The 5,093-nt window shown below is 37.1% G+C and carries 8 protein-coding genes; all 8 read right to left on the bottom strand.

What is annotated here, in order from left to right:
- Positions 1-693 (bottom strand): gamma-glutamyltransferase (locus tag EA341_RS01020; RefSeq protein WP_293010818.1); only part of this gene is annotated, 693 nt, incomplete at its 3' end.
- 38 nt (positions 694-731) lie between these two features.
- Positions 732-1,079 (bottom strand): HepT-like ribonuclease domain-containing protein, encoded by a 348-nt coding sequence (locus tag EA341_RS01025; protein WP_293010819.1) that lies wholly within the window; start codon positions 1,077-1,079, stop codon positions 732-734.
- Entirely contained in the window at positions 1,069-1,656 is a 588-nt protein-coding gene (locus EA341_RS01030; RefSeq protein ID WP_293010820.1) for a nucleotidyltransferase domain-containing protein, read from the bottom strand. The genes EA341_RS01025 and EA341_RS01030 overlap by 11 nt, the downstream gene beginning before the upstream one ends.
- A gap of 524 nt (positions 1,657-2,180) precedes the next feature.
- Entirely contained in the window at positions 2,181-2,492 is a 312-nt protein-coding gene (locus EA341_RS01035) for a M20/M25/M40 family metallo-hydrolase (protein ID WP_367126798.1), read from the bottom strand.
- 484 nt (positions 2,493-2,976) lie between these two features.
- Complete coding sequence (locus tag EA341_RS01040) at positions 2,977-3,276, bottom strand: hypothetical protein (protein ID WP_293010821.1); 300 nt, start codon at positions 3,274-3,276, stop codon at positions 2,977-2,979.
- Positions 3,277-3,445: 169 nt separating this feature from the next.
- Entirely contained in the window at positions 3,446-3,646 is a 201-nt protein-coding gene (locus EA341_RS01045; protein ID WP_293010822.1) for a hypothetical protein, read from the bottom strand.
- 31 nt (positions 3,647-3,677) lie between these two features.
- On the bottom strand, positions 3,678-4,403 hold the full coding sequence (locus EA341_RS01050) for a hypothetical protein (RefSeq protein WP_293010823.1): 726 nt from the start codon (positions 4,401-4,403) through the stop codon (positions 3,678-3,680).
- A 123-nt stretch (positions 4,404-4,526) separates the two neighbouring features.
- On the bottom strand, positions 4,527-4,715 hold the full coding sequence (locus tag EA341_RS01055) for a hypothetical protein (protein WP_293010824.1): 189 nt from the start codon (positions 4,713-4,715) through the stop codon (positions 4,527-4,529).
- Positions 4,716-5,093: the final 378 nt, after the last annotated feature.

Raw genomic sequence — 5,093 nt, forward strand, 5'->3', positions numbered from 1 at the left:
AACTTCTCCTCTGTAGAATCCATCATGACCCTTGTCCCTGATCAAAGAAAGGGTATAGGACAAGGCAGGCTGTTTCCAGATTTCACCCGGCTGCACCACTGAGCCTTCATCGTTCCGAAAGTAGTTTTTCATGATGTCAAATGAATCATCCATTTCGGACATTCTAAGGGCTACCTGATACAATCCCCATGTCATGGGGAATCCTTTTTCAGCAAGTTCCACAGCAGGTTGTACCAACTCAGCCCATGGCAAACTCCCATATTTTTGATGCGCAAGATACAATCCGGCAACAGTTCCGGGAACGCCCACCGCCTTGATGGTTTCATGATTGTATCCTTCGATCAGTTTTCCATCACTATCCAGAAACAAATCAGGATTGGCTTTCAAGGGTGCTTTTTCCCTAAAATCAAAAGTCGTGACCTCCCCATCCGATTTCATCAAAACAATAAATCCGCCTCCTCCGATATTACCGGCCTCGGGGTGGGTAACTGCCAAGGCAAAAGCTGTCGCAATACTGGCATCAATCGCATTTCCTCCTTTTTTCAAAATTTCAATCCCTACTTCAGAGGCCAAAATATTGTCCGAGACCACCATTCCGTTTTTGCCGTAGGTTTGGGCTTCGAGGGAGAACTGTGTAAAAAAGAGGGCAAGAAAAATTAGGGAAAGGATCTTGGGGAATTTAATTGTTCTCATAATTGGGAAAAGATAAATAAAATTGGGTCTTGAACCATTTAAAACTCAGATTCAAGGATAATTGTAATGGTTGATTTCAATTTGGGTAAGTCCTTCTGGATGATTTCCCAAACAGCTCTCATTTTGATGTTAAAATATTCATGGGCAATCATATTCCTGAAAGATTTGACCTTATACCAAGGGTAGTCATATTTGAGTAACTTTTCGCTTTCTACAAAATTGATGGACTCACCAATAACTATAAACTGCATCAATACAGCGTCTTGAACCAACCCATTATCGCAGAAAGATTTACCATCCTCATCTAGTACATATTTCTCAATTTCTGAAATGGCTTTTAGGATTTGCTCAAGCCGCTTTTGAGAATCAATATAGCTATCTTTCATAAATCAATTTAAGATCTTGATTTACATGCTCTAAAATATAGGGCTTGAAAGAATCAATAAATCCTATGTCAACTTTTCGGTTGATGGTTTTTTCCAATTCATGTTGTATTTCAACCAAATCAAAATAGGAGAAAGTTGGATCAGTTTGGACAGCGATGTCCACATCACTTTTGGGACCATCATCCTTTCTTGAAAAAGATCCATAAATCCAGGCCTTTTGTACTTGTTTGAATTTGCTAATTCCATCTTGGATCTTTCTCAAAATTTCATTTCGATCAATTTTTTGAAATGCCAAATATGAAGCCCTCTCCTCCGCCACCTGCAATGCTTCCAAGCCAATCTCTTCACCTGCCACTTCATATAGCACTTTATCTGCTAAAAAAGCCAACATTAACTCTTTTTCTGGAACATTGAAATAGATAGCGAGTTTGGGTATTAAACCCCTGCTTGGCTTCCGAAGTCCGCGCTCGATCTTGCTCAAAATCGCCTGATCTATATCGAGATAAGCAGCAACTGTCCTTAGTGGCAATTCCTTTTCTTCTCTTAGTTTTCTGATAGTTTCTCCCAGGCTCAACATTTTCTTGTTGTTTTTTTGACAAAATATTTTTTGACTAATTTTGTCAAAAATATAAACTTTAAGAAATAAATGCAAGGATCAAGAAAAATCTTTCCTTTCAACTCAACTTTTCCCCACCACTTTGCTGAAGCTGAAAAATAGGGTACCACTGCCGAGTTACGGAAACATCAATTATTCATAGCAGAGTTAAGAATTATTCTTTTTAGGGAACCGGTTGAATGTATAAGTTATTAGATTATTAAGCCGAATATGCTCATTTTGGAAATCATTATCACCTATAAGAATCAGCTGCCACCTGAATAAATGCTTTTATTTTTTCCACATCTTCGATTGATGACTTTCTGCTGAAATTAGGGATTCACCAACTTGTCAAATGGATTTCAAGTGTTCTAAATTCTTATTTTTTTACTCCAATCCAACTATGAATGAATTTTAAAAAAAACCGACCACTACCTCTGGTCAATATCCATAAATATCTAATATCCATTAATATCAAATGAACTGGTAAATAATCCAAAAATAAATCAATCCCTATCCAACAACAATACCGTATGCAGCATCACATTGGCCCCATTGGCCATTTCTGATGGTGAGGAATATTCTTTCGGGTTGTGGCTGATGCCGTCCTTGCTGGGGATAAACACCAAACCTATCGGCCCTAATGCTGCCATTTCCTGTACATCAAGTCCGGCACCACTCTGGATTTTGATATAAGAAATACCGAGAGCATGTGCCGCTGCCATCATTTTTTCCTGAATTTCCTCACTGGCAAAGGTCGGGGTGGTACCTAGGTTCAGGTTTTCAAATTGGATTTTGGTATTGGTTTCCTTAGCAATCTATTCCGCACGTCTTTCGATATCGGCGTACATTTTCATAATCTTTTCAGTAGATAAATCCCGCATCTGCAGGCTCATTTCTACTCTTCCTGTAATGATATTGGGGCTCTTGAGGGTACGGATATTTTCCCTATACTTCCGATTTGGGCAAAAAAAGAATTGATGAATAGCAATAGGGAGATTGAAAGTAATAGTGATTTCATCATTTTAATTTTTCTTAAATAAATGTATTCAAACATATTAGCTGATAGTTTAATATTTCAACCACCGCAGTCTTAATCTGTTTCCAGCTATGATTTCTTTGGCAGAAAGAATTAAGTATCTTTTTTGAATTCAAAATCCCAGGTTAAAACTGTCCCTCAATTTTTAGGTTCGGTATCAGAGAAGCAATGGTGATCAATGGATTGGTCGATTGTTTCAAAATCAGCAAAGTAAACGAAGTTTGATTGATAGAATTCTAACCGCTCTTTCAAGCCTTCCAAGCTCAGGCTTTCCACAGGTACCGAACTATTAAATTTAGGTAGTCTTTGGAGGTTAAGTGATCAGCCATTTCCCCTTTTCCATCATACAAAATATAGCCAGCCTGATATTTGTCATATTCCCAATACGACCATGTCCCCGATATCGAATCAAAGGATTCAAAAATATCCAGCTTCCATATGCCATGAAAACGGGGATCATTTTTGGGATCATTTGAATTGCAGGAAAATGCAATCAGAAGAAATAAAGCAACAAACGGAATGGGGGGAAGATTGGTCGGTTTCTTTCTAGGCGATTTGTCCATTGTCAAATTTGAATTGTTTTGAGGTAATTTCAGCTTAGCGTCTTTGTGACTTTGTGGCCCAATCAAACTTTACAGACCACAAAGGTTCAAAGGCACCAAGTCTAAGTTGAAAAAAGGTTATAAATAAAATCAATCATTAACTTATTTTTTGAATATCAACTCACCCGGATCATAATCCTGTGAATCCATGCTCGATTTCATATAAATCTTCTCGGGGATTCAGCTCCATAGGAATATACTCCGCCTCCAAAGAATTGAATTCAGCATTTCCCAGATTATTCAATCTGATGATTACCGCAATCGCTGAATGCAGGAACTTATCCCTTTCAAAAGGATTTGTGTCTAGCTGGAAGTATAAAAGTTTTCTCAAATTTAAAAATGATTAGATATTTCAAGTCTTTTCAAAAAAACCTGTCACCTATGAAAAGTACAATAGATTGCCATTCTTCTGTGTAGCGAGCATGAAAGATAAATATGTTTATAATCAATGCGACTGAAATAATGGCGTATGGAATCGGATTAACGTTCTTTAAAATATCATTTAATAAAAGGAGCATTGCCACAATGATTCCAAGGTATAAAGAGATGAAAAAATCATAAGGCTCAATAGAAGATCCAAAAACAAGATACAAAAATCTGCTTAAAATGGCTGTGACAACAGCGAATGCGGTACCAATCATATATCGCTTGTGTTTAAAAACTTCCTTTTTGTGGATAATGGCAAGTGAGTAGAAAAGAAAAAATAATAAAGGAGTAATAAAGTTTAATGCCTGTATATAAGCCACTTCTCTGAAAGGTATTTCATCTACTGTATTGACATAATTCAGCCTTGTTACCAAGAACATAGAAATTAGCATCAAGGGAGCTATGACATAAGAAATTTTACCAATAAGTCTATGTGTTTTGTATTCGCCTTTGTGGATTAGATAAGGTTGAATCACCAACATAATCATCCAGCAAACCATTATGGCTCCGTGAGTATGATGGATCCAACCAAATCCATCAAATTGAGGAGCATATTGCAAATATGTGGGATGAAAGGCTACTTGTAATAGGATGAACAAAAACAGCATTACTATAAAAAAAAAATTGGCTGTATGGTCATACGATACATTTTCTTGTTTCATGTGTTTATAATTTGTTTTTCAGAAGTCACAACTTGTCTCGTACCGAAGGTCGGGATGGAATCTCGCAATGATATTCATAGCGTTGTATGGCGTCTTCATCCTGCTCGATTCCATGTGTGTAGTTTATTTTTCAATATTGACAAATGGACTCCAGATCAAACACCAAAAAGTCTGCTTTTTTGGTTCATCAAACTCTACCAATCCAAGTTTGCCTTCTGCTTCGTTCCAGGCTATTTTGGAATCCTTGCTATCGAGAACTGTTGGGATATCACCAGCTGTAAAAGCTTTGTAAAGTCTATCTATGATAGACATGTTCTTATTTTCTATTTTAATCTTCTTAAAAAGCTATAATATTGAGTTTTTTGTAAAGTCATATTTTATACACTTCCAATTCGATCTCTATCAACATTTCCGTTAACGCCAAGCCTTTGACTTCCAGCCAAGATCCTTTGGGGAAATGCTTGGTGTAGATGGTGTTTCTAAAATAAATTTTCTTCTTTCCATAATTTCTTAATTTTAGTATCAAGTCATGATAAAAGGCAACAGTTTGCGCGTATGTGCAATAGCAGATTAGAAGCGCTTCCCTGTCGGTTTAGCCATATATTTCTTCATACTCAAAGCTCGTCACTGTTTTCATAAATTTGCTTTACGTTGTCCGCCATCTACAGCCAGGCAGGTTCCAACAACCCA

The sequence above is a fragment of the Mongoliibacter sp. genome (assembly GCF_007692705.1).
Taxonomy (GTDB): Bacteria; Bacteroidota; Bacteroidia; order Cytophagales; family Cyclobacteriaceae; genus Mongoliibacter.

Bases quoted from the DNA above. Each gene is read 5' to 3' on its own strand.
- EA341_RS01025 (WP_293010819.1), bottom strand. From the start codon at position 1,079: ATGAAAGATAGCTATATTGATTCTCAAAAGCGGCTTGAGCAAATCCTA.
- EA341_RS01030 (WP_293010820.1), bottom strand. From the start codon at position 1,656: ATGTTGAGCCTGGGAGAAACTATCAGAAAACTAAGAGAAGAAAAGGAA.
- EA341_RS01055 (WP_293010824.1), bottom strand. From the start codon at position 4,715: ATGTCTATCATAGATAGACTTTACAAAGCTTTTACAGCTGGTGATATC.
- EA341_RS01050 (WP_293010823.1), bottom strand. From the start codon at position 4,403: ATGAAACAAGAAAATGTATCGTATGACCATACAGCCAATTTTTTTTTT.
- EA341_RS01040 (WP_293010821.1), bottom strand. From the start codon at position 3,276: ATGGACAAATCGCCTAGAAAGAAACCGACCAATCTTCCCCCCATTCCG.